The following is a 23,611-nucleotide window of genomic DNA, read 5'->3' on the forward strand; positions in this document are numbered from 1 at the left end:
CGGACGCTTCCTTTGTACTGACCCTCTCGGGCTTTCCTCCGGGCGCTTCCTTCGTTTCCGACTCTATCAGACCGTTTCCGTTCCGATTTCCTCGGCGCTTTCCAGTTCCAGCACCACTTTCGCGGCGCTTTTCCTTTCCGGCGGTTCCGACTCTATCAGACGCTTTCGGCGTCCGATTCCCTGTCGGAGGGGATTGCCGTCGGCTTCCGGACCAGGTCCGTCGGCCTTTCGACGTTCACTACGCTAACCGACTCCGTCCCAGGACTCATAATCGAGTCACGCGGTTCGAATTCCGGGCGTGCGGGCACGCAAGAATTCGCCCCGCTGAGGGGAGAGGTTGAGTAGTGGAGTGGCCGCACACGGTGAGGGCAGAACGCCCGCCGCGTCTGACGGCTCGGGCTACCTTACGGATCGCTGGAGCCGGAGTCAAGCCCGGCGTCGACGCGGAACGTGGGCCCGGTACGGGCTCACCGTGGGGTCGCCGTCGATCCAGTACCGCCACGGGTGGACGTCGCCGTCGCCGCCGTCGCCGGACACTCCGGTGCGGGGGCCGTTCCGCACCTGGTCGGAGGGGACGGGCGCACCGGTGAGGACCGTCAGGGGTGACCCCGTCACGGCGCAGGCGTCGGTGCCGTCGAGCGCGCGGTCGATGTCCAGGGCCGTGGCCAGACGGGCCGGGCCTTTGGCCAGTTCCTTGTCATGGCGGGCCGAAAGACGACGGGTGCGGGCGAGCTCCGCACCCTCCAGGACCTCGCCGGCGCGGAGGAGGACCGCGCTCGCCCGTCCCTCCGGTCCGCAGACCAGGTTCATGCAGTGCCACATGCCATAGGTGAAGTAGACGTACACGTGACCGGGCGGGCCGAACATGACCGCGTTCCGTGCGGTACGTCCCCGGAAGGCGTGCGAGCCGGGGTCGTTCGGGCCGTCGTATGCCTCGACCTCGGTGAGGCGGAGGACGATCGGGCCCTCGGGCGTCGTGCGGACCAGGAGTCGGCCGAGCAGGTCGGGAGCCACCTCGAGGACGGGGCGGTCGAAGAAGGACCTGGACAGGGGCGTACGGTCGAGGCGCGCGATCATGTCCTCCGAGAGTACTGGAGCCGCGCGGGTCGCCGGCCGGAAGCGCCGATGCGGAGGATTCCGGTCCGTTCTGTGGGGATCCGGGCGACCGGAACCGTCCCACCGTCCCGCGCGTTACCAGTAATCGTCAGGAATCACAGGATTTCAGGGACTACTGAGCGGGCGCGGACCCACGGGGGCGCCTGGAGAAGAGGGGAACAGATGGGGTTCAAGAAGCTGCTCGCGAGTCTCGGTGCCGGTGGCGCCTCGGTGGAGACCGTGCTGACCGAGGTCAACGTGGTGCCCGGTGGCGTCGTCCAGGGCGAGGTGCGGATCCAGGGCGGGTCCGTCGCCCAGCAGATCGAGGGCCTGTCGGTCGGCCTGCAGGCGCAGGTCGAGGTGGAGGGGCCGGACGACACGGAGCACCGGCAGAACATCGAGTTCCTGAAGGTTCCGCTGGGCGGCGCCTTCCAGATCGAGGCCGGCGCCGTGCACACCGTGCCGTTCGGCATCGACGTGCCGTGGGAGACGCCGGTCACCATGATCGAGGGTTCCCCACTGCGGGGGATGCACGTGGGAGTCACCACGGAGCTGGCGATCGCGCGGGCGGTGGACTCCTCCGACCTCGACCCGATCAACGTGCACCCGCTGCCGGCGCAGAAGGCGATACTGGACGCCTTCGTCCGCCTGGGCTTCCGTTTCAAGAACGCGGACCTCGAGCGCGGGCACATCCGCGGTACCCGGCAGAAGCTGCCGTTCTACCAGGAGATCGAGTTCCTGCCGCCGCAGCAGTACCGGGGGCTGAACCAGGTGGAGATCAGCTTCGTCGCCGACCAGTCCGAGATGGACGTGGTGCTGGAGATGGACAAGAAGCCGGGGCTTTTCAGCGAGGGCAGCGACACGTTCCGCTCGTTCCAGGTCGGTCTGCAGGACTACCAGGCCACCGACTGGGCGGCCTACCTCAACCAGTGGCTGTCCGAGGTCGGCAGCAGGCGCAACTGGTTCTAGGCTCGGACGGGACAGGTAGATCCAGCTTTCGCAACACAGCCAGGAGGTACCGAGGTGACCCAGTCCACCAGGCCGCCGCTGCCGCACGACTTCCACCCCGAGGTGCCGTCGTTCACGGTGACGAGCGACGATGTCGAGGCGGGCGGCAGGCTCGCGGACGCCCAGGTGCACGCGGCGGGCAACACGTCGCCGCACCTGCGCTGGGAGGGCTTCCCCGCGGAGACCAGGAGCTTCGCGGTGACCTGCTTCGACCCGGACGCGCCCACCGGCAGCGGTTTCTGGCACTGGGTGCTCTTCGACATCCCGGCCACCGTGACCGAGCTTCCGGTCGGTGCCGGCTCCGGGAAGTTCGAGGGGCTGCCCGAGGGCGCCGTGCACGTGCGCAACGACTACGGCACCCGCGACTTCGGTGGTGCGGCGCCGCCGCCCGGCGACGGACCTCACCGGTACGTCTTCACGGTCTACGCCGTGGACCAGGAGAAGCTCGGCCCGGACGCGGACGCCTCTCCGGCGGCCGTCGGATTCAACCTGCGCTTCCACACGCTGGCGCGGGCGCACCTGATCGGTGAATACGAGGTTCCCGCCGGAAGCTGAGCGCGCGTCAGTCACGCGCGGCACGTTTGCCCGCCCCTGGTCTTGGAAGTGATCAGGGGCGGGCTTCTTTTTTCTGCCGTTGGGGCGGCGGATATTGCGTTGTCCCTCGCGGCACGCCCGGCCACAGTGGGGTTCCGGCCTGCCAGGGGGGCGGCCGGCACACGAGAGGTGGGCTGGTTGTGCGGGACACGCTGGTGCTGAACGCGAGCTTCGAGCCGCTGTCGACGGTGACGCTGAACCGTGCGGTGGTGCTGGTCCTCCAGGACAAGGCGGTCGTGGAGCAGGCCCATCCCCGACTGCGGATGCGGGCCGCCGCGGTGGACATACCGGCGCCACGGGTGATCAGGCTCTGCAGGTACGTCAGGGTGCCGTTCCGAAGACAAGCGCCGTGGTCGAGGCGGGGTGTGCTGGTACGGGACCGGCACCGGTGCGCGTACTGCGGCGGACGCGCCACGACCGTCGACCACGTCGTGCCCCGGGCGCAGGGCGGCCAGGACTCGTGGCTGAACACGGTGGCCTCGTGCGCGGAGGACAACCACCGGAAGGCGGACCGGACGCCGGATCAGGCCGGGATGCCGCTGCTGCACCAGCCCTTCGAGCCGACGCCCGCGGACGCGATGCTGCTGGCCATGGGCGGGAACCACGACCTCGCGGACCTGCCGGAGTGGCTGGCGGTGCGGGCGGCGGCCTGAGCTCCTCCCCCACGACGGCCGAGGGCCCGCCACCCCGAGCGGGTGGCGGGCCCTCGGCCGTGTTCCCAGGAGCGGGAAGCGGGACCGGGAGGCGATGACCGGCGAACGGAAGCCGGTCCCCAGGTCAGTCGATGGTCGGCTTCTCGAGGCGCTCGCTGCCGTTGCCCGCGGGCCGGGGCACGGAGCCCGGGGAACCGCCGTTCTGCGGGGCGAAGTTGCCGAAGGCGCCGCCGAGGCCCTTGAGGGCGTCGCCGATCTCGCTGGGAACGATCCAGAGCTTGTTGGCGTCGCCCTTGGCGATCTGCGGCAGCATCTGGAGGTACTGGTAGGCGAGCAGCTTCTGGTCCGGGTCGCCGGCGTGGATGGACTCGAAGACCGTGCGGATGGCCTGGGCCTCGCCCTCGGCGCGGAGGGCGGCCGCCTTGGCCTCACCCTCGGCACGCAGGATCTGCGACTGCTTCTCACCCTCGGCCCGCAGGATCTCGGACTGCCGGACACCTTCGGCCTGGAGGATCGCGGCGCGCTTGTCGCGGTCGGCGCGCATCTGCTTCTCCATCGAGTCCTGGATGGAGGTGGGCGGTTCGATGGCCTTGAGCTCGACGCGGTTGACGCGGATGCCCCACTTGCCGGTGGCCTCGTCGAGGACGCCGCGGAGGGCCGCGTTGATCTCCTCGCGGGAGGTGAGGGTGCGCTCGAGGTCCATGCCGCCGATGATGTTCCGCAGCGTGGTGACGGTGAGCTGCTCGATGGCCTGGATGTAGCTGGCCACCTCGTAGGTGGCGGCCCGGGCGTCGGTGACCTGGTAGTAGATCACCGTGTCGATGTTCACCACCAGGTTGTCCTGGGTGATCACCGGCTGCGGCGGGAACGGGACGACCTGTTCGCGCAGGTCGATGCGGTTGCGGACGGTGTCGATGAACGGCACCACGATGTTGAGGCCCGCGTTGAGGGTGCGGGTGTAGCGGCCGAAGCGCTCGACGATCGCGGCGCTGGCCTGCGGAATGACTTGGATGGTCTTGATCAGGGCGATGAAGACCAACACCACCAGAATGACCAGAACGATGATGACCGGTTCCATCGTGGCTCCCCGTACCCCTCTCGGCCGCGTCGCGGGCGGCAGATGGCGTGGTTGTCGAAGATCTTTCCGCTCGAGTCTCGCAGACCCCGGTGGTCCCTGGGGCGGGTTCCGGCCACTTGACCGGGCCGCGGGAGGGGCGGCGGGGCGGCGGGCTCACATCACGACGGCGGTCGCTCCGTCGATGTCGACGACGTCCACCTCCTCCCCGGCCTCGAAGACGGTGCCGGGGTCCAGGGCCCGCGCGGACCAGACCTCGCCGGCGAGCTTGATCCGCCCGCCCCGGGAGTCCACCCGTTCGAGCACGACCGCCTGACGGCCGCGCAACGCGTCGACCCCGCTCGAGAGTTGGGGCCTGTTCCTGTGGCGTGCCGCGATGGGGCGCACCACGGCGATCAGAGCGACGGAGACGACCACGAAGGCCGCCACCTGCAGCACGATGCCGCCGCCGAGCCCTCGGGTGACGGCCGCGGCGATCGCGCCGACGGCGAGCATCCCGAGTTCGGGCATCGCTGTGATCACCAGGGCGATGCCGAGCACCGCCGCCGCCACCAGCCACCAGACCCACGCGTCGATGTCCACGGGGTCATGGTAGGACCGCGCCCCCGTCGCGGACAGGGCGCGAACGGGGGCGCTGTGAAAGGCCGTTGGGTCGCCGGTGCGGACAGGCCCTAGGCGAGCGGCAGGCCGTGGGCGGTCCAGCGGTCGCCGACCTGCTCGACGACGAGGGGCAGGCCGAAGCAGTGGGAGAGGTTGCGGGAGGTGAGTTCCAGCTCGATGGGGCCGGCGGTCAGGACCTCGCCCTGGCGGATCATCAGGACGTGGGTGAAACCGGGGGCGATCTCCTCCACGTGGTGGGTCACCATGATCATGGAGGGGGCGATCGGGTCACGGGCCAGGCGGCCCAGGCGGCGCACCAGGTCCTCGCGGCCGCCGAGGTCGAGGCCCGCGGCCGGCTCGTCGAGCAGCAGCAGCTCGGGGTCGGTCATCAGGGCGCGGGCGATCAGCGTCCGCTTGCGCTCGCCCTCGGAGAGGGTGCCGAAGGTGCGGTCGGTGAAGTCGCTCATGCCGAGGCGGTCGAGGAAGGCGACGGCGCGCTGCTTGTCGACGTCCTCGTACTCCTCCTGCCAGGCGGCGGTCATGCCGTAGGCGGCGGTGAGCACGGTCTGCAGGACGGTCTGGCGCTTGGGGAGCTTCTCCGCCATGCCGATGCCCGCCATGCCGATGCGGGGGCGGAGTTCGAAGACGTCGGTGCCGGGACGGCCCAGGGTCTCACCGAGGATCGTGGCGGTGCCCTTGCTGGGGTAGACGTAGCTCGAGGCGACGTTGAGCAGGGTGGTCTTGCCCGCGCCGTTGGGCCCGAGGATGACCCAGCGCTCGCCCTCCTTGACCGACCAGGAGACCCGGTCCACCAGAGCCCGGCCCTCGCGGACCACGGATACGTCCTCAAGCTCCAGAACATCGCTCATCAGCGCGCTGTCTCCCCTTGCGTTCTCGGCCCTCCCCGTCGTGACGGCGGCGGCCGGTGTCGGCTGTCGTGTGCGCCGGCGGGCGCAGCCCTTTCGGAAAAATCTACGCCACCCGGTGTCCTGGGGAATCCAGTGGGACGGTCCTTAGGCTGGGCGCATGCTGACCGAACCACGTGCGGGGCGCCTGGCCGCCTGGGGAAATGCCCTTCTTGCCCACCTTGTACCGCCTGATGACGCGGTGGCCGCGATTGTCGGCGACGACGCGCTGCACCGCGTGGAGGGTCTGCCCGGGGAGGACCGTGCCGTCGGCCTGTCGCTGGCTCTCGGCCGGCTGCGGGCCCTGGGGGCCACCGGACTGCGGCTGGCGCTGCCCGCGCCGGGGCATCCGCTGGGGCTGAGCGGTCCGGCGGAGTTCAACGCGCGGGCGCTCGAGGCGGAGGAGGCGGTGGTCTGCCACGGGGTGGCGCTCGGTCTGGTGCCCGAGGTCCACGAGGCGGGCCCCGAGGGGGCCGGCGGGGCGGAGGACGTGCACGTCGAGGTGGTCTGGCACTGCCTGCCGGTGCGGGAGGCGCCGCCGGCCGACGTCCCCTCGCTGGGTGAGGCGGAGCGGGAGCTGGCGGAGGCGCTGCGGGAGGCGACGGAGGTGCTGACGCGGCTGGACGTCGCGGCGTCCGGGCCGGTCGCCGAGGCGGCGCTGGACGCGTACCGGGCGCGGGCGGAGCGGGCGCAGGGACGGGACGCGCTGGCTCCGGGATATCCGCCGCGGGCGGCGCGGGTGCTGCGGCTGGCGGAGCGGGTGGGGCTGCTGGTCTCACTGGCGTACGAGCGGGGGCACGGGGGTGCGGTGAGCGCCGGGGAGATGGCGGCGCGGCGGGAGGCGCTGCGTCCGGTGGAGCGGACGGCCCGGCGGGCGATGGTCGCCGCGTACAACGCGGCGGTGGAGGAGCGTCACCGGGGGTGACGACTCCCCCGGCTCTCCCGGCTCCGCCGGCCACCCCGGATCCCCTGGCCCCCCGCCGCGCCTCGCGCGCACGCGCGCACGCGCGCCGTTTCAGGGGAAGGCGGGTCAGGGGAGGTCGTTGCGGACGGCCCAGAGGGCTGCCTGGGTGCGGTCGGAGACGTCGAGTTTCATGAGGATGGAACTGACGTGGGTCTTGATCGTCTTCTCGCTCAGGAAGAGGGAGCGGGCGATCTCCCGGTTGGAGCGCCCCTCGGCGATCAGGGCGAGGACCTCGCGTTCCCGGTCGGTGAGGGCGGCGCCGCGGCCCTCGCCCGCGCCGTTGTCCTCGGAGAGGAGCACTTCGGCGACCTCCGGCTGGAGGACGGTGTGCCCCGCGTGGACGGACCGGATGGCGGTGGCGAGGGCGTCGGGGTCGACGTCCTTGTAGAGGTAGCCGGCCGCGCCGGCCCGCAGCGCGGGGACCACGGTGCGGCGCTCGGTGAAGCTGGTGACCACCAGGACGCGGGCCGGGTTGCCGAGGGCGCGCAGGCGGCGCAGGGCCTCGATGCCGTCCGATCCGGGCATCCGGACGTCCATCAGGACGACGTCGGGCCGGAGCTCCTCGCAGCGGGTCACCCCCTCCTCCCCGTCCCCGGCCTCGCCGACGACCTCGATGTCGTCCTGCACCTCGAGGAAGGTGCGCAGGCCTCGCCGGACCACCTGGTGGTCGTCGACGAGCAGGACCTTGACCGGGTCAGCCACCGGGAACCTCCATCTCGACGACGGCGCCCCTGCCGGGCGCCGAGCTGACGGTGAGCGTGCCGCCCACGCCGGTGGCGCGGTCCCGCATGGAGACCAGGCCCAGGTGACGGCCGGTCCTCAGGACCGCGTCGGGTTCGAATCCCCGGCCGTCGTCGGTGATCCGCAGCACGACCGACGGCCCGTGGCGTTCGAGGACGACGTCCACGGTGCGGGGCTGTCCGTGGCGCAGCGCGTTGTGCAGTGCCTCCTGGGCGACCCGCAGCAGGGCGGCCTCCTGGGCGGCGGACAGCGCGCGGACGTCGTGGCTGGTGAAGGAGACCCGGGCGGCGTGGGCGCGGTCGAGGACCTGGACCTGGCTGCGCAGGGTGGCGACCAGGCCGTCCTCGTCGAGGGCGGCGGGGCGCAGCTCGATCACCGCGGCGCGCAGTTCGTCGGCGGCCTCGGCGGCGAGCGCGGCGACCTCCCCGAGGGCGTCCTTGGCGCGGGCGGGCGCCCGGTCGACCAGGGTGGCCGCGGCCTGGGCGGTGAGGCGGAGCGAGAAGAGCTTCTGGCTGACCGCGTCGTGCAGCTCGTGGGCGAGGCGGGAGCGCTCCTCGGCGATGGTGAGCTCGCGGCTGCGCTCGTAGAGGCGCGCGTTGGTGAGGGCGATGGCGGCGTGCTGGGCGAAGAGGGAGAGGAGCTCCTCGTCCTCCTCGGTGAAGCCGCGGGAGGCACCGGGGGCGGTGTCGCCCCGGGCGGCCCCCGGTCGGCCGGGGTCCTCCTTGGTCGCCAGGCCCTCCTTGTTCGCCAGGCCTTCCTTGTTCGCCAGGTAGAGGGCGCCGAGGATCTCCTCGCCGTCGCGGATGGGCATGCCCAGGAAGTCGGTCATCTCCGGGTGGGCGTCGGGCCAGCCCTCGAAGCGCGGGTCGGCGCGGACGTCGTCGAGGCGCTGCGGACCCTCGTGGAGCATGGCGGCGAGGATGCCGTGCTGGCGCGGGAGGGGGCCGATGGCCTTCCAGGTGGGCTCGTCGACGCCGTCGACCACGAACCGCGCGAAGCCGCCGCAGTCGTCGGGCACGCCCAGGGCGGCGTAGCGGGCGCCGAGCAGTTCCCGGGCGCGGCACACGATCGTCTTGAGGACGTCTCCCACCTCCAGGCGCCGGCTCATGGCGAGCAGGGCGTCGCTGACGGCCGCCAGTCCGGCCGGTGAGCGGGGGGTGCCTTCGTTCATGGCGGTCACGCTACCGGCGGTCGAGGGCTGCCGGATCGGTCCTGAGGACCGTCCGAGGACCGGTCGCTGGTCCCGGTCCACCCCCGGAATCCACTGACACAAAGCATTGCGCAAGCAACTCTGCGTGAGACGACACGAGGTGCCGTGTGAGGCCGTCCACGAGACCCCCGTCACTTACGAAGGGAGATAGGAGACAAGCAGGACATTAGGACACTCTCTGAGCAGGATGAAAGTCAGAGTCTGTACCGATTTGCCGGTTACGTTCTCCTATTCGGCTTCGTAGATCACATGATTGCCAGCCGATTTTGCGGTCGCTAAGAATTGCTCATGTCGCTCACCGCAGCGGATTCGTCCGCGGCGCAGAGACGCCCCTCGGGTGCACTTCCGTCCGGCCCGTCCGGACAGTCCGAACCCCCGGACGCCGAGCGACATCCGCGCAACGAATGAGGTTCCATGCCGAAGTTCAACCTTTCCGCTTATCGCACCGCCGTCACCAAGAAGCAGATGCAGAAGATCGGCATCGCCGGTGCCGGTGCCCTGAGCGCCGCGGCTCTCGCCTTCACCGTCGTCCCGGCCGACGCCGAGACCACCACTAGCGAGGCCGGCCAGGCCAAGCCGGTGGTCTACAACGCCGACCGGATCGAGAACGTGAAGGCCAACGTCGCCGACCAGGCCGCGGGTGCGAGCGTGAAGGCCGAGGCCGTCGCCGCCCAGCAGGCGGAGCAGAAGGTCGCGGAGAAGAAGGCCGCCGACGAGGCCGCCGCCAAGAAGGCCGCCGCCGCGAAGGCCGCCGAGGAGCGCCAGGAGAAGGAAGCCAGCCGCTCCGCCGCCCGTCCGGTCGCCCAGAAGGCCGAGACGAAGAAGGTCTACGCGAACAACCTGGACGGTTGGATCCGCGAGGCCCTCGACATCATGGACGAGAAGGACATTCCGGGTTCGTACCACGGTCTGTACAAGAACATCATGCGTGAGTCCTCGGGCAACCCGAAGGCGATCAACCTCTGGGACATCAACGCCAAGAACGGCATCCCGTCCAAGGGCCTGCTGCAGGTGATCCCGCCGACCTTCGAGACGTACCACGTCGACGGCACGCCGTACGACATCTACCACCCGGTGTCGAACATCGTGGCCGCGGCCAACTACGCCGCCGACCGCTACGGCACGATCGACAACGTCAACAGCGCGTACTGAGGCAGGCGCGGACCTCTGAGCAGGAACCGCTGACACGTTGAAAGGGCGGCACCCCCACCGGGGTGCCGCCCTCGCGTCATGTCCGGAAAGCGCCCGGACCCGCCTCGGGGGACGGGTCCGCGCGGATCACTTGCGCATGACCTCCGGCTCGTGCCGCCGCAGGAAGCGGGCCACGAAGAAGCCGCAGATCACGCCCAGACCGATCAGCGCGATCATGTCCAGCGACCAGGTGCCGAGGGTGTGCTCCCAGAGCGGGTCGTTGTCCGCACCGGCCTCCGGCGGGGCGATCCGGTTGAAGTCGAGCGTGGCGCCCGCGGCCGCGACCGCCCACCGGGACGGCATCAGGTACGAGAACTCGTTGACGCCGAGCGTGCCGTGCAGGGCGAAGAGGCAGCCGGTGAAGACCACCTGGATGATCGCGAACATCACCAGCAGCGGCATGGTCTTCTCGGCCGTCTTCACCAGCGCCGAGATGATCAGGCCGAACATCATCGAGGTGAAGCCCAGGCCCATGATCGGCAGCGAGAGCTCTACCAGCGACATCCCGCCCAGGACGAGCCCCTCCTCGGGGATCTCCCGGCCCGCGAAGCCGATCACACCCACCAGCAGGCCCTGGAACACCGTGATGAGGCCCAGCACGAAGACCTTGGACATCAGGTACGCCGACCGGGACAGGCCGGTGGCCCGCTCCCGCTCGTAGATCACGCGTTCCTTGATCAGCTCGCGGACCGAGTTGGCCGCGCCGGCGAAACAGGCGCCCACGGCGAGGATCAGCAGGACCGTGGTGGCCGTGCCGTTGGGGACGATCCGGCCGGTCTGCGGGTTGAGCGGGTTGGGCAGCAGGCCGCGGTCCGGGTTGATCAGCAGGCTCACCGAGCCGATGACGGCCGGCAGGATCACCATCAGCGCCAGGAAGCCGCGGTCCGAGACGATCACCGACACGTAGCGCCGCACCAGCGTCACGAACTGGGAGAACCAACCCTGCGGCTTCGGCGGCCGGATCGCCTGCGGCGGCGGCGCGTACGCGGACTGCGAGGGCGCGGCGTCGGCGTCCGCGGCGTACATCCGGTAGTGCTGCGAGCCCTTCCAGCGGCCCGACCAGTCGTAGTCGCGGTAGTTCTCGAACGCCGAGAAGACGTCGGCCCAGGTGGAGTAGCCGAAGAAGTTCAGCGCCTCGTCCGGCGGACCGAAGTACGCCACCGCGCCACCGGGGGCCATCACCAGCAGCTTGTCGCACAGCGCCAGCTCGGCCACCGAGTGGGTGACCACCAGGACCGTGCGGCCGTCGTCGGCCAGGCCGCGCAGCAGCTGCATCACGTCGCGGTCCATGCCCGGGTCGAGGCCGGAGGTGGGCTCGTCCAGGAAGATCAGCGACGGCTTGGTCAGCAGCTCCAGGGCGACCGAGACGCGCTTGCGCTGGCCGCCGGAGAGCGAGGTGACCTTCTTGTCCTTGTGCACGTCCAGCTTGAGCTCGCGCAGCACCTCGTCGATCCGGGCCGCGCGCTCGGCGGACGTGGTGTCCGCGGGGAACCGCAGCTTGGCCGCGTACCCGAGGGCCTTCTTGACGGTGAGCTCCTTGTGCAGGATGTCGTCCTGCGGCACCAGGCCGATGCGCTGGCGGAGCTCGGCGAACTGCTTGTAGAGGTTCCGGTTGTCGTAGAGGACCTCGCCCTGGTCGGCGGGCCGGTAGCCGGTCAGCGCCTTGAGCAGGGTGGACTTGCCGGAACCGGACGGGCCGATCACCGCGATCAGGGACTTCTCCGGGACGGCGAAGGAGACGTCCTTGAGGATCTGCTTGCCGCCGTCGACGGTGACCGTCAGGTGGCGGGCCGAGAAGCTGACCTCACCGGTGTCGACGAACTCCTCCAGCCGGTCCCCGACCAGCCGGAACGTCGAGTGGCCGACGCCGACGACGTCGCCGGGGCCGAGAACCCGGGTGCCGCCCTTGGGAACGGGCTCGCCGTTGACGTACGTGCCGTTGTGCGAGCCGAGGTCGCGGATCTCGCAGCGGCCGTCCGGCATCGCGTGGAACTCGGCGTGGTTCCGGGAGACCTGCAGGTCCGAGACGACCAGCTCGTTCTCCAGGGCGCGGCCGATGCGCATCACGCGGCCGAGGGCGAGCTGGTGGAACGTGGTGGGGCTGCGCTCGGAGTGGACCGGCCGGCCGCCGCCGGGCTGCTGGGGCGCGGAGGGGGCCCCGCCCTGCTGGGGGAACGAGGGCTGCGCGGACGGCGGACCCCAGCCGGGGGCGCCCTGCGGTCCGCCGCCGGCCGGGAACTGCGGCTGGGCGTGCGGAGCCGGGGGCGCGGCGTGCGGCACGTGCTGCGCGGGCTGCGGGGTCCGGGCCGCCTGGACGGGCGGGGCCGGCGCGGCGGCCTGCACGGGCTGGGCGGCGGGGGCGGCCTGGGCCGGCTGGGCGGCGGGCGCGGCCGAGGGGTTCAGCCGCGGGCCGTCCGTGGCGTTGCCGAGGTGGACCGGTGTTCCGGGCTGGAGCCGCGTGCGCTGGACGCGGTGGCCCTGCACGTAGGTGCCGTTGGTGGACCCGTGGTCCTCCAGCACCCAGCCGCCGTCGGCATGGCTGACGGTCGCGTGGCGCCAGGAGACCCTGGCGTCGTCGACGACCAGGTCCCCTTGCGGATCCCGGCCGATCGTGTAGGACCTGGACGCATCGAGCGTCCAGGTCCGTCCGTTGAATTCGAGTACGAGTTCTGGCACTCCATGCCCCACTGAGTTGTCCCCCGAATTGGCCCCCGACACAGGGAGTCCAGGGATGTCGAACGTCCGGGGGCACTATCCCAGGCGGGGTGGGGGGACCGGAAGCCGGGACGGAGGACAGGTACCGAATCGCCACCTTTCCCGGACTCTTCGACAGCGCCGGAACCGCCCCGCCCTCCCTGCCCGGTCCGCGGGCCGCACCGTGGGCGTGGCGCGGGGCGCAGCGCATGGCGGACCGCGGGCGGTGGAGCGTCCGGGTGGCGGACCGGTGGGGCGGGTGGGACGGGTGGGCGGATACGGTGGGAGGACCATGAGCGCTGCGCAGAACTCCGACGCCCCCACCCTCCTCGTCAAGATCTTCGGCAAGGACCGCCCCGGGACCACCGCCGGTCTGTTCGAGACCCTCACCGCCTACCGGGTCGACGTCGTCGACATCGAGCAGGTCGTCATCCGCGGCCGGATGGTGCTCTGCGCACTGATCACCCAGCCCCCCTCCGGGCAGGAGGGCGACCTCCGCGCCGCCGTCCACAGCTGGGCCGGCTCCATGAAGATGGAGGCGGAGATCCTCTCCGGCACCGGCGACAACCGCCCCCGCGGCAGCGGCCGCTCCATCGTCACCGTGCTCGGCAACCCGCTGACCGCCGAGTCGACCGCCGCGATCGCCTCCCGGATCACCGCGGCCGGCGGCAACATCGACCGCATCTTCCGCCTGGCCAAGTACCCGGTCACCGCGGTGGAGTTCGCGGTCTCGGGCGTGGCGACGGAACCCCTGCGCACCGCCCTGGCCACCGAGGCCGCGGCCCTCGGCGTGGACATCGCCGTGGTCTCCGCGGGCCTGCACCGCCGCGCCCAGCGGCTGGTGGTGATGGACGTGGACTCCACGCTCATCCAGGACGAGGTGATCGAGCTGTTCGCGGCCCACGCCGGCTGCGAGGCGCAGGTCGCCGAGGTGACGGCGGCCGCGATGCGCGGGGAGCTGGACTTCGAGCAGTCGCTGCACGCCCGGGTGGCGCTCCTGGAGGGCCTGGACGCCTCGGTGGTGGAGAAGGTGCGCAGCGAGGTGCGGCTGACGCCGGGCGCCCGCACCCTGGTGCGGACCCTGAAGCGGCTGGGCTACCAGGTGGGTGTGGTGTCCGGCGGCTTCACGCAGGTCACCGACGACCTGAAGGAGCGGCTGGGGCTGGACTTCGCGCAGGCCAACACGCTGGAGATCGTCGACGGGCGGCTGACCGGCCGGGTCGTCGGCGAGGTCGTGGACCGCGCGGGCAAGGCGCGGCTGCTGCGCCGCTTCGCGGCGGAGGCGGGGGTGCCGCTGGCCCAGACGGTGGCGATCGGCGACGGCGCGAACGACCTGGACATGCTGAACACCGCGGGCCTGGGCGTCGCCTTCAACGCGAAGCCGGTGGTCCGGGAGGCCGCCCACACGGCGGTGAACGTGCCCTTCCTGGACACCGTGCTGTACCTGCTGGGGATCAGCCGCGAGGAGGTCGAGGCCGCCGACGGCGGCCTCGCCGAGCACTGACGCGGCGCGCACCGAGGGGCGAACCGGGGAACGCACCGAGGGGCGCGCGCCGTGCGGAGGACGTCTCCGCGCGGCGCGCGCCCGTCGTCACTTCGTGGGCGCCCAGTAGTCGGTCAGCGTGCCCGCACCGGGTTCCAGGGACTTCCAGGACCCGGTGAAGGTGAGCACCGCGAACGCGGCGGTGGGGAAGCCGCGGCGGACCATCCGCTCCCGGGCGTCGCCCTCGTCCCCGCCCGCCAGGACCTCGGTCACGCCGTGGATGCCGGGGTTGTGGCCGATCATGAGGACGTTCCGCACGTCGTCGGGAGTCTCGTTCAGCACCGCGACGAGCTCGCCCGGCGTGGCCTCGTAGATCCGCTCCTCGTAGACCGTCCGGGGCCTGCGCGGGAACTCGTGGACGGCCAGCTTCCAGGTCTCGCGGGTGCGGACGGCGGTGGAGCACAGGGCCAGGTCGAAGGCGATGCCGGAGTCGGCCAGCTTGCGGCCGGCGACCGGGGCGTCCATGCGCCCCCGCTCGGCGAGCGGCCGTTCGTGGTCGGCGACCTCGGGCCAGTCGGCCTTCGCGTGCCGGAAAAGGACGATCGTGCGGGGTTCTGCGACGCTCATGGATCCCAGCTTGGCACGAAAAAGGCGGCAAGGCGCAGGGAGTTGGCCGGCGTCACCGCCGCGGGGCGGCGGCCGGCGTCAGCGGCCGGCCATTTCCGCCAGACGGGCCACCAGCACACCGATGTCCGGTCCCCCGTCGGCGGCCGGGTCGGCGACCAGCAGGAGCAGCGTCACGAAGGCCAGGACGGGCGGCAGGAGGCCCCACCAGGGCAGTGTGTCCCCGGTTCCGGCGCCGTCACCGGCGGCGCGGGCGGGGCAGGAGGTCGTCGTGGGGACCGGCATGATGCCTCCGGATGATGGGGGGCGCGTCCCGGCCGGGACGCGGCCGACGGCCGTTCCACGGCCACCCCACCGACGCTACGCACCGGACGCCGGGCGTCACATCCGGTGATCCACCCATTCGACCCTGAGGACCGTCCCCTAGGGGATGGGGGGACAACCCCACCCCCACCGCTTTCCCGGGCCGGTTCCGGGGCAGGTTCTCGGCGGGCCGGAGGAGTCCCGCCGGGCCCGCCGCCGTCAGGGTGCGGCGATGGAGGCGATGACGCCGATGATCACCATGATGAGCAGGAACGAGCTGAGAACGAGCAGCAGCTTCTTCTGGCCGTTCTGGGGGTTCGGGTCGAGCACCATGGCCACAGTCTCGCACTCCCCCGGCGCCGCCCCGGAACCGGGTGGTCAGCGCCGCGCGGCGGCCGCCTGCGCGTCCGGCTCCCCCCTCGGTACGAGTTCGTCCTCGACGGTCCGGTTCTTGCCGGCCAGCACGCCGAAGATCATCTGGGGGATCATGAGGCCCGCCATCAGCGTCAGCGGCAGGCCCCAGCCGCCGCTGTGCTGGTAGAGGACGCCGACCAGCACGGGTCCGGGGATGGAGATCAGGTAGCCGGTGCTCTGGGCGAAGGCGGAGAGCCGTCCGACGCCCTCGCCGGTGCGGGCGCGCATGCCGACCATGGTCAGGGCGAGGGGGAAGGCGCAGTTGGCGATGCCCAGCAGGACCGCCCAGAGCCAGGCCCCGGCCGCCGGGGCGAGGATCAGACCGGCGTAGCCGGCGAGGCCGCTGACGCCGAGGGCGATCACCATCGGGCCCTGGTGGGGCAGCCGGGCGGCCAGTCGCGGGATGACGAAGGAGAGCGGCACGCCCATCACCATGGTCACGGCGAGCAGCACGCCGGCCGTGCCGGCCGAGACCCCGGCGTCGCGGAAGATCTGGGCGAGCCAGCCCATGGTGACGTAGGCGCAGGTGCCCTGGAGGCCGAAGAAGACGGCGAGGGCCCAAGCGGTGCGGCTGCGGGTGATGCTCCGCGTCGGCGCCTTGACGGGCGCGGACCGCTCCGCGGCACCGCGGCGGGGGCCGGGCACCCGGTTCCGGCGGGCGCCCCGGTCGCGCACCAGCGGCAGCCAGGCGAGCCCGGCGGCCACGGCGAGCAGCGACCACGCGGCGAGGCCGAGGCGCCAGTCGCCGCCGAGGGCGCCGGTCAGCGGCACGGTGAGGGCGGCGGCCGTGGAGGTGCCGAGGGCGAGGGCCATCGAGTACAGGCCGGTCATGGGGCCGACCCGGTCGGGGAACCGCTCCTTGACGATCACCGGCATCAGGATGTTGCCGACCGCGATGCCCATCAGGGCCAGCGCGGTGGCGGCCAGCAGCCCGGCCGTGGAGCCCGTCCAGGGGCGCACGAGCAGGCCGACGGCGATGGCGGCCATGCCGGCGCACACCACCGCGGGCGCGCCGAAGCGGCGGGCCAGCCGGGGGGCGGCGACACCGAAGGCGGCGAAGCAGAGGGAGGGCACCGAGGTGAGCAGGCCGGCCACGGAGCCGCTCATCCCGAAGCCCTCGCGCACCTCCTCGAGGAGGGCGCCGAGGCTGGTGACGGCCGGCCGCAGGTTGAGCGCCGCCAGCACCACGGCGGCCATCAGCAGGCGGGTGCGCCAGGCGGTGGACACCGCCGTCGCGGCCTCGGCGGGCACGGCGGCGTCCGCTTCGCCGCGGGTGGTGCCCGGCCGCCGGGCCGGGTTCTCGGTCGCCTCGTAGGAGACGTTGCGCCCATCAGACATGGATCCATCATAGAATCATGGGATGATTGGCTGTCCACTTCTCCCGGCTCCGCGCCGGCCCGCCTCGTGCGAAGGTGTGCCATGCCTTTGACCCACCCCCGCCGCTCGGCACTGTCCGAACAGGTGATCGCGTCCCTGCGGACCCAGATCACCTCGGGCGAGTGGCCGGTCGGCTCCCGCATCCCGACCGAGCCGGAGCTGGTCGAGCAGCTGGGCGTGGCCCGCAACACCGTCCGCGAGGCGGTGCGCGCGCTCGCGCACAACGGGCTGCTGGACATCCGCCAGGGCTCGGGCACCTATGTCGTGGCCACCAGCGAGCTGGCCGGGGTGATGCACCGCCGCTTCGCCGACGCCGACCCCCGGCACGTCGCCGAGCTGCGCTCCTCGCTGGAGGCGAGCGCGGCCTCGCTGGCCGCCGAGCGGCGCACCGAGCGGGACCTGCGGCAGCTGGAGGCGCTGCTGAGGCGGCGGGACGAGGCGTGGGAGTCCGGTGACGTGGAGGCGTTCGTCACCGCGGACACCGGGTTCCACATGGCGGTGGTGGCCGCCTCCCACAACGACGTGATGACGGCGCTGTACGCGGACCTCGGCGAGGTGCTGCGGAACTGGCTGCGCGGTGACGTCGGGGCGGCGCTCACGCCGGAGACGTACATGGACCACGCCCCGCTGGTGGAGGCGGTCCGCCGGGGCGACGCGACGACGGCGGCGAAGGTGGCGGCGGAGTACCCGCTGTCCTGCCGACCGGGGCGAACGGTTTGAGCCGTTCTGCCGCCGGGCCGGGTGTGTTCGGCCGCGGCGGCGGACGTCGCCTCCTAGCGTCGGGGCATGGCGCTTTCCAAGGAGGAACGCGAGGCGTTCCTGGCAGAACCGTTGACGGCGGTGCTCGGTGTGGCGGCGGGTCCGGAGCGGGGGCCGCTGCTGGTGCCCCTCTGGTACTTCTACGAACCGGGCGGCCGGCCGTGGATCCTCACCGGACGCGACTCGCGCAAGGCCGGGCTGATCGCGGAGACCGGCCGCTTCTCGCTGCTGGTGCAGCGGCTGACGCCGACGGTGCGGTACGTGTCGGTGGAGGGGCCGGTGGAGGAGTCCGCGCCCGCGACGGCGGAGCGGGTCCGGGAGATCGCGGGGCGGTACCTCTCGGGTGAGGCGCTGGAGCAGTACCTGGCGTCGCCGGTGGCCATGGAGGAGTCGGTGGTGATCCGGATGCGGCCCGAGCGGTGGACGTCGTCGGACCTCGGGGCCTGGTGACGGCGGAGTCCCCTCCGGCGGCGGGGCTCAGGCCGGGCGGTGGCTGACCCACGCGGAGGCGACCTCCTTCCAGCACCGCCCGGTGAGCTCCACGCTGCGGGCCGGGGCGGCGTCGACGGGGGCGCCGTCGGTGTCCACGTCCCACCAGCGGGCGCACTCGACGTGCAGGCGGAGGCGGTCCGTGCGGGAGTGGGGGTTGTGGCAGAGGGCGGTCACCGTGGAGCCGGCGGTCCGCACGGCGCAGTCGGCACCGGACTCCGCGGGGGCGGGCGTCGGGGACGCGGGGGCGATCGTCGCCAGGGCCGCCGCGGTGAGCAGGGCCGCGTGCACGGGGCGGAAACGGGGGGTCACGGCGCCTCCCGGGGGTGTGGTCGCGCTCCCAGGCTCCCCCGGCACGGAGGCGCACCGCCCCCGCTGTTCCCCCGGCCGGGTGACGGCCCCTGCGGGGGCCTGACCTTGGTGGGGCGGGCCGCGACGTGCGTTCGGTACCGCTCGCTCGGCCTGGTCGGGCGAGGGCGAGCCGCCGGCCGCGTATGGCGCCGCCCTGCGCCCGCCCGTGCCGCCCTCTGTGCGGCCCAGCCGCCCGCGGGGGGTGTCCGTGCCGCCCGGTGATCGTGCCGCTCTGGCGGGTGGGGGAACGTGGGCGCCGGGCGTACGCATGCCGCCGCCCCGCGCGGGTGGCGCGGGGCGGCGGCAGCGGGACGCGGAGAAGGGCTCAGGCGCCGATCGCGTGGAGCCCGCCGTCGACGTGGATGATCTCGCCCGTCGTCTTCGGGAACCAGTCGCTCAGCAGCGCGACGACACCCCGCGCCGGCGGCTCCGGGTCCTCGAGGTCCCACGCCAGCGGGGCCTGGTTGTCCCAGACCTTCGCCAGGTCCCCGAAGCCGGGGATGGACTTCGCGGCCATCGACCCGATCGGCCCGGCCGAGATCAGGTTGCAGCGGATGTCCTTCTCGCCCAGGTAGCGCGCGAGGTACCGGCTGGTGGCCTCCAGCGCAGCCTTGGTCGGGCCCATCCAGTCGTACTGCGGCCAGGCGTACTGCGCGTCGAAGGTGAGGCCGACGACCGAGCCGCCGTTCTCCATGAGCGGCAGGCAGGCCGTGGTCAGCGACTTCAGCGAGAACGCCGAGACATGCATCGCGGTGGCCACCGACTCGAACGGCGTGTTCAGGAAGTTGCCGCCGAGCGCGTCCTGCGGGGCGAAGCCGATGGAGTGGACGACGCCGTCCAGACCGCCGAGCTCGTCGCGGACCAGGCCCTCGAGGCGGTCCAGGTGCTCCTGGTTGGAGACGTCGAGCTCGATCACCTTGGTCGGCTTCGGCAGCTTCCTGGCGATCCGCTCGGTCAGCGTGGGCCGCGGGAAGGCGGTGAGGATGATCTCGGCACCCTGCTCCTGGGCCAGCCGGGCCGTGTGGAAGGCCATGGAGGACTCCAGCAGCACACCGGTGATCAGGATGCGCTTGCCCTCGAGAATTCCGCTCATGTCGATCAGTGACCCATGCCCAATCCGCCGTCAACGGGGATGACGGCTCCAGTGATGTACGACGCCTCGTCCGAGGAGAGGAACCGCACCACGCCGGCGATCTCCTCGGCCTCCGCGTACCTGCCCAGCGGGACCTTGGACAGGAAGTCCTTGCGCGTCTCCTCGGGGAGCGCGCGCGTCATGTCGGTGTCCACGAAGCCGGGGGCGACGACGTTGAAGGTGATGTTGCGCGAGCCCAGCTCACGGGCGAGGGAGCGCGCGAAGCCGACCAGGGCGGCCTTGGAGGCCGCGTAGTTGGCCTGACCCGCCTGGCCGGCGAGGCCCACGACGGAGGAGATCAGGACGACTCGGCCCTTGCGCGCGCGCAGCATGGCCTTGTTGGCCCGCTTGACCACGCGGAAGGTGCCGGTCAGGTTGGTGTCGATGACGGAGGTGAAGTCCTCCTCCGACATCCGCATCAGGAGCTGGTCCTTGGTGACGCCGGCGTTTGCCACCAGCACCTCGACGGGGCCGTGCCGCTCCTCGACCTCCTTGTAGGCCTGCTCCACCTGCTCGGCGTCGGTGATGTCGCAGCGGACGGCGAGGCAGCCGAGGTCGGCGAGCTCGGCCGGCGGCTCGCCGGAGCGGTAGGTGTACGCGACCTTGTCGCCGGCCTGGGCGAACGCGCGGGCGATGGCGAGGCCGATGCCCCGGTTGCCTCCGGTGACGAGAACCGAGCGGCTCATCCGTCCCCCTTCGTGCTTCGTTGGTCTTTCCGCCCGGCCGCGTTCCGGCGGCCGGCGGGCGGCTTCCCTGGAAAACCTATCGGTCCGCCCGCCGCCGGGGGCCTTCGGGCACGAACAGCAGCGCACCCCCGCCCGCTGTGGGATCCCTACAGTCACCCACCGTCGCCGACGGCCCTGCGAAGCCCCGATCGTGCGGCTTGTCGCACGGGTGTCGCGGGGCCGTTGTGGCAGCCCGCCAGCGGACCGGCCCGGCGGCGGACGAAACCCGGGCACGGCACGGTCGCCCCGTGGTGTACTGCCCTGTTGTCAGCGCAGTGACCGCCTGAAGGGACTCCCGCCCGTGCCCCATGACATCGACCCGTCGTTCCTGGCACTGCCCCTGAGGCCGCTGGCCGACGCCGCGCTGGCGCGGGCCAGGGCGCTGGGCGCGGAACACGCGGACTTCCGGTTCGAGCGGGTGCGCAGCGCGGACCGGCGGCTGCGGGACGCGCGGCCGGCCGGGTCGTCGGACACCACCGACCTCGGCTACGCGGTGCGCGTGGTGCACGGCGGGGCCTGGGGCTTCGCCTCCGGGGTGGACCTCACCATGGACGCCGCCGCCAAGGTCGCCTCCCAGGCGGTGGCGATGGCGAAGCTGACCGCCAAGGTCATCGCGGCGGCCGGGTCGGACGAGAGGGTGGAGCTGGCCGACGAGCCGGTGCACGCGGAGAAGACCTGGGTGTCCGCCTACGAGACCGACCCGTTCGAGGTGCCGGACGAGGAGAAGTCGGGGCTGCTGGCCGAGTGGAGCGCCCGGCTGCTCGCCGCCGACGGCGTGGACCACGTGGACGCCTCGCTGCTGACCGTCCACGAGAACAAGTTCTACGCGGACACCGCCGGCACGGTCACCACCCAGCAGCGGGTCCGGCTCCATCCGCAGTTCAACGCCGTCTCGGTGGACGAGTCCACCGGCGAGTTCGACTCCATGCGCACCCTGGCCCCGCCCGTGGGCCGGGGCTGGGAGTACCTGACCGGCACCGGCTGGGACTGGGAGGCGGAGCTCGCCGAGATCCCGGAGCTGCTGCGCGAGAAGATGCGCGCGCCCAGCGTGAAGGCCGGGGTGTACGACCTGGTCGTCGACCCGTCGAACCTCTGGCTGACCATCCACGAGTCGATCGGCCACGCCACCGAGCTGGACCGCGCGCTGGGCTACGAGGCCGCGTACGCGGGCACCTCCTTCGCCACCTTCGACCAGCTCGGCACGTTGAGGTACGGCTCCGAGAAGATGAACGTCACCGGCGACCGCACCGCCGAGCACGGGCTCGCGACCATCGGCTACGACGACGAGGGCGTGGCCGGCCAGTCCTGGGACCTGGTGAGGGACGGCGTGCTCACCGGCTACCAGCTGGACCGGCGGACGGCGAGGCTGACCGGCTTCGAGCGGTCCAACGGCTGCGCCTTCGCCGACTCCCCCGGACATGTGCCGGTGCAGCGGATGGCCAACGTGTCGCTGCTCCCGGACCCGGCGGGGATGTCCACCGAGGACCTGATCGGCGGCGTGGACAACGGGATCTACGTGGTGGGCGACCGGTCGTGGTCCATCGACATGCAGCGCTACAACTTCCAGTTCACGGCGCAACGGGCCTACCGCATCAGGAACGGCCGGGTGGACGGCCAGGTGCGGGACTTCGCCTACCAGGGGATCACCCCGCAGTTCTGGGGGTCGATGGAGGCCGTGGGCGGCCCGCAGACCTATGTCCTGGGCGGCGCCTTCAACTGCGGCAAGGCCCAGCCGGGCCAGATCGCGGCCGTCTCCCACGGCTGCCCGTCGGCCCTGTTCCGGGGCGTCAACATCTTGAACACCACGCAGGAGGCCGGCCGATGAGCCCGCGTACCGACAAGCCGCACGAGATCGTCGAGCGTGCCCTGGCACTGTCCCAGGCCGACGGCTGTGTCGTGATCGCGGCGGAGACGTCCAGCGCCAACCTGCGGTGGGCGGGGAACGCCCTCACCACCAACGGCGTCACCCGGGGCCGGCACCTCACGGTGATCGCCACGGTGGACGGCAAGGAGGGCACCGCGGCGGGCGTGGTGAGCCGCGGGGCGGTCACCGCGGAGGATCTGGAGCCGCTGGTGCGGGCCGCGGAGGCGGCGGCCCGCGGCGCGGCCCCGGCCGAGGACGCGACCGAGCTGGTCACCGGGGTGCCGCACTCCCCCGGTTTCACCGAGGCGCCCGCCGAGACCTCCTCCGCGGTGTTCGACGCCTTCGCCCCGGCCCTCGGCGAGGCCTTCGCCCGCGCCCGGGCCGGCGGGCGGGAGCTGTACGGCTTCGCCCACCACGAGATGGTCACCAGCTACCTCGGCACCTCGACCGGGCTGCGGCTGCGGCACGACCAGCCCAACGGGACCCTGGAGGTCAACGCCAAGTCCCCCGACCGGCTCCGCTCCGCCTGGGCGGGCCGCTCCACGCGCGACTTCACCGACGTCGATCCGGCCGCGCTGGACGCGGAGCTGGCCCGGCGGCTGGTGTGGGCCGAGCGGCAGGTCGAGCTGCCCGCCGGGCGGTACGAGACGCTGCTGCCGCCGTCCGCCGTGGCGGACCTGCTGGTCTACCAGCTCTGGTCCTCCTCGGCCCGGGACGCCGCCGAGGGGCGGACGGTGTTCAGCAAGCCGGGCGGCGGGACGCGGGTCGGGGAGAAGCTGACCGCGCTGCCGCTCACCCTGCGCAGCGACCCGCTGGAGCCGGGCCTGGAGTGCGCCCCCTTCGTGCTGGCGCACTCCTCGGGCGACGACGCGTCGGTGTTCGACAACGGTCTGCCGGTGTCGGCGACGGAGTGGATCTCGGGCGGCGAGCTGCGCCACCTCACCTCCACGCGGCACAGCGCGGCGCTCACCGGGATGCCGGTGACGCCGTCGATCGGGAACCTGGTCCTCGAGGGCGGCGACGACCGGTCACTGGAGGAGATGGTGGCCTCCACGGAGCGGGGACTGCTGCTGACCTGCCTCTGGTACATCCGGGAGGTCGACCCGGCGACGCTGCTGCTCACCGGGCTCACCCGGGACGGGGTGTACCTGGTGGAGAACGGGGAGGTCACCGGGGCGGTGAACAACTTCCGGTTCAACGAGTCGCCGGTGGACGTGCTGGGCAGGGCGGTCGAGGCGGGGCGGACGGAGCGGACGCTGCCGCGGGAGTGGAGCGACTGGTTCACGCGGGCCGCGATGCCGGCGCTGCGGGTGCCGGACTTCAACATGAGTTCCGTCAGCCAGGGGGTCTAGGCCGGGTG

The 23,611-nt window shown here is 72.2% G+C and carries 24 protein-coding genes; 10 read left to right on the forward strand and 14 right to left on the reverse strand.

Features of this window, described 5'->3' with window-relative positions; all coding sequences use genetic code 11:
• Positions 1–426: 426 nt before the first annotated feature.
• Positions 427–1,077, reverse strand: coding sequence for a DNA-3-methyladenine glycosylase (locus ABZ836_RS18875; RefSeq protein ID WP_361143579.1), 651 nt, complete (start codon positions 1,075–1,077; stop codon positions 427–429).
• Between the two features lie 201 nt (positions 1,078–1,278).
• Here ABZ836_RS18875 and ABZ836_RS18880 point away from each other — a divergent pair, with 201 nt between their 5' ends.
• From ABZ836_RS18880 to ABZ836_RS18890, 3 genes are all read left to right on the forward strand, one after another.
• Positions 1,279–2,064, forward strand: coding sequence for a sporulation protein (locus ABZ836_RS18880; RefSeq protein WP_356138380.1), 786 nt, complete (start codon positions 1,279–1,281; stop codon positions 2,062–2,064).
• A 54-nt stretch (positions 2,065–2,118) separates the two neighbouring features.
• Positions 2,119–2,658, forward strand: coding sequence for a YbhB/YbcL family Raf kinase inhibitor-like protein (locus ABZ836_RS18885; protein WP_356138378.1), 540 nt, complete (start codon positions 2,119–2,121; stop codon positions 2,656–2,658).
• Between the two features lie 179 nt (positions 2,659–2,837).
• Positions 2,838–3,350 carry an HNH endonuclease gene (locus tag ABZ836_RS18890; protein WP_356138376.1) on the forward strand — a complete coding sequence of 171 codons (513 nt, stop codon included), beginning with the start codon at positions 2,838–2,840 and terminating at the stop codon, positions 3,348–3,350.
• 124 nt (positions 3,351–3,474) lie between these two features.
• Here ABZ836_RS18890 and ABZ836_RS18895 read toward each other — a convergent pair whose 3' ends face one another.
• The 3 genes from ABZ836_RS18895 to ABZ836_RS18905 all read right to left on the reverse strand — a co-directional run bounded on the left by ABZ836_RS18895 (position 3,475) and on the right by ABZ836_RS18905 (position 5,894).
• Positions 3,475–4,428 carry an SPFH domain-containing protein gene (locus ABZ836_RS18895; protein ID WP_356138375.1) on the reverse strand — a complete coding sequence of 318 codons (954 nt, stop codon included), beginning with the start codon at positions 4,426–4,428 and terminating at the stop codon, positions 3,475–3,477.
• 153 nt (positions 4,429–4,581) lie between these two features.
• Positions 4,582–5,007 carry an NfeD family protein gene (locus ABZ836_RS18900; protein ID WP_356138373.1) on the reverse strand — a complete coding sequence of 142 codons (426 nt, stop codon included), beginning with the start codon at positions 5,005–5,007 and terminating at the stop codon, positions 4,582–4,584.
• 89 nt (positions 5,008–5,096) lie between these two features.
• Complete coding sequence (locus ABZ836_RS18905; protein ID WP_356138371.1) at positions 5,097–5,894, reverse strand: ABC transporter ATP-binding protein; 798 nt, start codon at positions 5,892–5,894, stop codon at positions 5,097–5,099.
• 157 nt (positions 5,895–6,051) lie between these two features.
• Here ABZ836_RS18905 and ABZ836_RS18910 point away from each other — a divergent pair, with 157 nt between their 5' ends.
• Positions 6,052–6,855, forward strand: coding sequence for a hypothetical protein (locus ABZ836_RS18910; protein ID WP_356138369.1), 804 nt, complete (start codon positions 6,052–6,054; stop codon positions 6,853–6,855).
• Between the two features lie 105 nt (positions 6,856–6,960).
• Here the strand turns inward: ABZ836_RS18910 and ABZ836_RS18915 are convergent, their stop codons facing one another.
• Complete coding sequence (locus ABZ836_RS18915) at positions 6,961–7,596, reverse strand: response regulator transcription factor (protein WP_361143586.1); 636 nt, start codon at positions 7,594–7,596, stop codon at positions 6,961–6,963.
• Positions 7,589–8,806 (reverse strand): GAF domain-containing sensor histidine kinase, encoded by a 1,218-nt coding sequence (locus ABZ836_RS18920; RefSeq protein ID WP_361143590.1) that lies wholly within the window; start codon positions 8,804–8,806, stop codon positions 7,589–7,591. Before ABZ836_RS18920 ends, ABZ836_RS18915 begins: the two co-directional genes overlap by 8 nt.
• A 453-nt stretch (positions 8,807–9,259) precedes the next feature.
• Here ABZ836_RS18920 and ABZ836_RS18925 point away from each other — a divergent pair, with 453 nt between their 5' ends.
• Complete coding sequence (locus tag ABZ836_RS18925; protein WP_361143593.1) at positions 9,260–9,997, forward strand: transglycosylase SLT domain-containing protein; 738 nt, start codon at positions 9,260–9,262, stop codon at positions 9,995–9,997.
• Between the two features lie 126 nt (positions 9,998–10,123).
• Here the strand turns inward: ABZ836_RS18925 and ABZ836_RS18930 are convergent, their stop codons facing one another.
• Positions 10,124–12,712, reverse strand: coding sequence for an FHA domain-containing protein (locus tag ABZ836_RS18930; RefSeq protein WP_361143596.1), 2,589 nt, complete (start codon positions 12,710–12,712; stop codon positions 10,124–10,126).
• Positions 12,713–13,022: 310 nt separating this feature from the next.
• Here ABZ836_RS18930 and serB point away from each other — a divergent pair, with 310 nt between their 5' ends.
• A complete protein-coding gene (gene serB, locus ABZ836_RS18935) occupies positions 13,023–14,234 on the forward strand; it encodes a phosphoserine phosphatase SerB (RefSeq protein ID WP_361143599.1) in 1,212 nt (403 codons plus the stop codon).
• An 87-nt stretch (positions 14,235–14,321) separates the two neighbouring features.
• Here the strand turns inward: serB and ABZ836_RS18940 are convergent, their stop codons facing one another.
• The 4 genes from ABZ836_RS18940 to ABZ836_RS18955 form a co-directional block, all read right to left on the reverse strand.
• A complete protein-coding gene (locus ABZ836_RS18940; protein ID WP_356138357.1) occupies positions 14,322–14,840 on the reverse strand; it encodes a histidine phosphatase family protein in 519 nt (172 codons plus the stop codon).
• A gap of 78 nt (positions 14,841–14,918) precedes the next feature.
• On the reverse strand, positions 14,919–15,122 hold the full coding sequence (locus ABZ836_RS18945) for a hypothetical protein (RefSeq protein ID WP_356138355.1): 204 nt from the start codon (positions 15,120–15,122) through the stop codon (positions 14,919–14,921).
• A 237-nt stretch (positions 15,123–15,359) separates the two neighbouring features.
• On the reverse strand, positions 15,360–15,470 hold the full coding sequence (locus ABZ836_RS18950) for an SGM_5486 family transporter-associated protein (RefSeq protein WP_356138392.1): 111 nt from the start codon (positions 15,468–15,470) through the stop codon (positions 15,360–15,362).
• Positions 15,471–15,518: 48 nt separating this feature from the next.
• The gene (locus tag ABZ836_RS18955; RefSeq protein WP_361143603.1) at positions 15,519–16,892 is read right to left on the reverse strand and encodes an MFS transporter; all 1,374 of its coding nucleotides are present in this window, start codon (positions 16,890–16,892) and stop codon (positions 15,519–15,521) included.
• 81 nt (positions 16,893–16,973) lie between these two features.
• On the opposite strand from ABZ836_RS18955, the gene ABZ836_RS18960 reads away from it, so the two are divergent.
• Both ABZ836_RS18960 and ABZ836_RS18965 read left to right on the forward strand, forming a co-directional pair.
• Entirely contained in the window at positions 16,974–17,651 is a 678-nt protein-coding gene (locus ABZ836_RS18960) for a FadR/GntR family transcriptional regulator (RefSeq protein ID WP_356138351.1), read from the forward strand.
• A gap of 66 nt (positions 17,652–17,717) precedes the next feature.
• The gene (locus tag ABZ836_RS18965) at positions 17,718–18,140 is read left to right on the forward strand and encodes a pyridoxamine 5'-phosphate oxidase family protein (protein ID WP_361143606.1); all 423 of its coding nucleotides are present in this window, start codon (positions 17,718–17,720) and stop codon (positions 18,138–18,140) included.
• Between the two features lie 27 nt (positions 18,141–18,167).
• On the opposite strand, the gene ABZ836_RS18970 is transcribed toward ABZ836_RS18965, so the two are convergent.
• The 3 genes from ABZ836_RS18970 to fabG form a co-directional block, all read right to left on the reverse strand.
• Positions 18,168–18,491: a hypothetical protein gene (locus ABZ836_RS18970; protein WP_356138347.1), complete on the reverse strand. Its 324-nt coding sequence runs from the start codon at positions 18,489–18,491 to the stop codon at positions 18,168–18,170.
• Between the two features lie 364 nt (positions 18,492–18,855).
• A complete protein-coding gene (fabI, locus tag ABZ836_RS18975; protein WP_356138345.1) occupies positions 18,856–19,623 on the reverse strand; it encodes an enoyl-ACP reductase FabI in 768 nt (255 codons plus the stop codon).
• A gap of 5 nt (positions 19,624–19,628) precedes the next feature.
• Entirely contained in the window at positions 19,629–20,348 is a 720-nt protein-coding gene (gene fabG, locus ABZ836_RS18980; protein ID WP_356138343.1) for a 3-oxoacyl-[acyl-carrier-protein] reductase, read from the reverse strand.
• A 340-nt stretch (positions 20,349–20,688) separates the two neighbouring features.
• On the opposite strand from fabG, the gene ABZ836_RS18985 reads away from it, so the two are divergent.
• Both ABZ836_RS18985 and ABZ836_RS18990 read left to right on the forward strand, forming a co-directional pair.
• Positions 20,689–22,212, forward strand: a complete 1,524-nt coding sequence (locus ABZ836_RS18985; protein ID WP_361143611.1) for a TldD/PmbA family protein — start codon at positions 20,689–20,691, stop codon at positions 22,210–22,212.
• The gene (locus ABZ836_RS18990; RefSeq protein WP_361143614.1) at positions 22,209–23,603 is read left to right on the forward strand and encodes a TldD/PmbA family protein; all 1,395 of its coding nucleotides are present in this window, start codon (positions 22,209–22,211) and stop codon (positions 23,601–23,603) included. Before ABZ836_RS18985 ends, ABZ836_RS18990 begins: the two co-directional genes overlap by 4 nt.
• Positions 23,604–23,611: the final 8 nt, after the last annotated feature.

The organism is Streptomyces sp. NPDC047130, assembly GCF_040643475.1.
Taxonomy (GTDB): domain Bacteria; phylum Actinomycetota; class Actinomycetes; order Streptomycetales; family Streptomycetaceae; genus Streptomyces.